Genomic DNA, 2,928 nt, shown 5'->3' on the forward strand with positions numbered 1-2,928 from the left:
CGGCGAGAAGGTGGCCTACACCGCGCCGAACGGTCGCGAGATCCCCGTCGAGATCCTCAAGGCCACGCCCTTCGCGGGCTGACCTCCCCGGGCCCTGCCCGGCACCGACGCATGCCATGGGCGTGCCCGTCCCGACGGGCACGCCCATCGTCGTCCCCGGCACCGCCCGGTGACTTCACCCCCACCGGTCTCATCATCCGAGACGGATGGCGATCCATAGATCCGTCGATGATCCGTCGATGGTCAACACGACCTTTCGTTGCGCTGCCAACGATCGGGGCCCCGCCGCCATGCCCGACCGGTCGAGGAATGGTCATGGCCAAGGTGAAGTTTCCCCCGTGATGCGTCTATGGTCGATGGCGGTATGGACACGACGGACACCGCAACGACCAACCATTCGACCGACGACAGCTCGACCGACAGCCTGGCCGACGACACGGCGTCGTCCCGCGCCGCGGAGCCCCTCCCGGGTCTCACGGTGCGCCCGCCGACAACGCAGGACGGCGCCGCGATGTGGCGCCTGGCGCGCGACTCGGGCTCGCTCGACCTCAACTCCTCCTACGCCTACCTGCTGCTCGCGGACCACTTCGCCGCGACCTGCCGCCTGGCATTCCTCCCCGACGGCACCGACCGCACCGGCACGGAGGGCGAGCCCGTGGGCTTCGTCTCCGCGTACCGGCTGCCGGCCGACCCCGCCACGCTGTTCGTGTGGCAGGTCGCCGTCGACCCGCGGGCCCGCGGCCGGCGCGTCGCGGGGCGGCTGCTGGACGCCGTCGTCGACGCGACGGTGGACGGCGACGGCCCCGCCGTCACCCGGCTGCACACCACCGTGACCACGGACAACGCGCCCTCGCGGCGCGTGTTCGCGCGATGGGCCGCCGAGCGCGGCGCGACCCTGCGCGAGACGACGGGCTACGAGGCCGCGCACTTCCCCGACGGCCACGAGGCCGAGCCGCTGCTGGTGATCGAGGGCATCCGCCCTCCCCGTTGACGTCCGTACCTCTCAGGTCCCCGGACCTCGGGCTGCGCCGGTTCGGCGCGCAGGTGACGACGCAGCCCTCTCCACCACAAGACACCGCACCGGCGCGCACCACCTCAAGGAGTGTCCTTCGTGACAACCCCGACCGTCCCCACCACCGAAGCGTCCGCCGCCGACGACCCGCTGGGCTTCACCGCCCTGGAGTCCGAGGTCCGCAGCTACTCGCGCTCCTGGCCCGTCGTGTTCGACCGGGCCTCGGGCGCGACGGTGCACGCGGAGGACGGCACCGAGTACCTCGACTTCTTCGCCGGCGCCGGCACGCTCAACTACGGGCACAACAACCCGCTGCTCAAGCAGGTGCTGCTGGACTACCTCGCCGACGACCGCATGGTGCACACGCTGGACATGTTCACCTCGGCGCGGCGCGAGTTCCTGGAGACGTTCAACGAGGTGATCCTGGAGCCGCGCGGGCTGGACCACAAGGTCGTGTTCCCCGGCCCGGGCGGCGCCAACGCGGTGGAGGCGGCCCTCAAGCTGGCGCGCAAGGTGACGGGCCGCGAGTCGGTCATCAACTTCACCAACGCCTTCCACGGCATGACGCTGGGCGCGCTGTCCGTGACGGGCAACTCCATGAAGCGCGGCGGCGCCGGCGTCCCCCTGGTGCACGCCACCCCGATGCCGTACGACGACTACTTCGACGGCGACGTGCCCGACTTCGTGTACCTGGAGCGCCTGCTCGAGGACAGCGGCTCGGGCCTCAACGCGCCCGCCGCCGTCATCGTCGAGACGGTGCAGGGCGAGGGCGGCATCAACGCCGCGCGCGCCGAGTGGCTGCGCGGCCTGGCCGACCTGTGCAAGCGCCACGACATCCTGCTGATCCTGGACGACATCCAGATGGGCTGCGGCCGCACCGGCAAGTTCTTCTCGTTCGAGGAGGCCGGCATCGTGCCCGACATCATCTGCCTGTCGAAGTCGATCTCCGGCTACGGCCTGCCGATGGCGCTCACCCTCGTGCGCCCCGAGCTGGACATCTGGGAGCCGGGCGAGCACAACGGCACCTTCCGCGGCTTCGCCCCCGCCTTCGCGACGGCGTCCGAGGCGATCCGGACCTACTGGACGGACGACACGCTCGAGACGGCCACGATCGACAAGGGCGCGCTCGTCGAGGCGCACTTCAACTCCCTCGTCGCCCGCTACGGCGACGACGTGCTGGTCGCCAAGGGCCGCGGCCTCGCGCGCGGCCTGCAGACGCCCGACGGCGAGACCGCGGGCCGCATCTGCGACGAGGCGTTCTCCCGCGGGCTGCTCATGGAGACCTCGGGCCCCGACGGCGAGGTCGTCAAGCTGCTGCCGCCGCTGACGATCACCTACGACGAGCTGCAGCGCGGCCTGCGCATCATCAGCGACTCCGTGGCCGCCGTCCTGCCCGCGCCGACGGCCTGACCCGCACCCGACCCACCGCACCCGAACCACCGGAGGTACCACCCATGCTCGTGCGCACGCTCGACGAGATCACCGACACCGACGCCGACGTCAAGAGCGAGAACTGGCGCTCGAAGCGGATCATCCTGGCGAAGGAGGGGGTCGGCTTCTCCGTGCACGAGACCACCCTGTACGCCGGCACCGAGAGCTTCTTCTGGTACGCCAACCACATCGAGGCCGTCTTCATCACGTCCGGCGAGGGCGAGATCGAGGACCTCGGCACCGGCGAGGTGCACCAGCTGAAGCCCGGCTCGCTGTACCTGCTCAACGACCACGACAAGCACAAGGTGCGCCCGCGCACCGACATCACGTGCGTGTGCGTGTTCAACCCGCCGGTCACCGGGCGCGAGGTGCACGACGAGAACGGCGTCTACCCCCTCGTCACCGAGCCCGAGGCCGCCGCCGTCTGACCGGCCCGACCAGTTGTGGGTGGAATCGTGGCCCTGTTTCGCGACGAAACAGGGCCA

General features: G+C 70.8%; 3 protein-coding genes. All 3 read left to right on the plus strand.

The features are described from left to right. Positions 1–364 precede the first annotated feature (364 nt). The 3 genes from ectA (at position 365) to ACFWEK_RS20445 (ending at position 2,871) form a co-directional block, all read left to right on the plus strand. Positions 365–991, plus strand: coding sequence for a diaminobutyrate acetyltransferase (ectA, locus tag ACFWEK_RS20435; RefSeq protein ID WP_430555226.1), 627 nt, complete (start codon positions 365–367; stop codon positions 989–991). 120 nt (positions 992–1,111) lie between these two features. Beyond that, positions 1,112–2,422, plus strand: a complete 1,311-nt coding sequence (ectB, locus tag ACFWEK_RS20440; protein ID WP_430555227.1) for a diaminobutyrate--2-oxoglutarate transaminase — start codon at positions 1,112–1,114, stop codon at positions 2,420–2,422. A 44-nt stretch (positions 2,423–2,466) separates the two neighbouring features. Continuing rightward, on the plus strand, positions 2,467–2,871 hold the full coding sequence (locus ACFWEK_RS20445) for an ectoine synthase (protein ID WP_430546779.1): 405 nt from the start codon (positions 2,467–2,469) through the stop codon (positions 2,869–2,871). The last annotated feature ends 57 nt before the right edge of the window (positions 2,872–2,928 follow it).

Origin of the sequence: Isoptericola sp. NPDC060257 (assembly GCF_042726645.1) — a bacterium.
GTDB classification, from domain to species: domain Bacteria; phylum Actinomycetota; class Actinomycetes; order Actinomycetales; family Cellulomonadaceae; genus Isoptericola; species Isoptericola nanjingensis.

What these genes read in the sequence shown, in the direction of transcription:
- ectA (WP_430555226.1), top strand. Translation starts at nt 365, where the DNA reads ATGGACACGACGGACACCGCAACGACCAACCATTCGACCGACGACAGC.
- ACFWEK_RS20445 (WP_430546779.1), top strand. Translation starts at nt 2,467, where the DNA reads ATGCTCGTGCGCACGCTCGACGAGATCACCGACACCGACGCCGACGTC.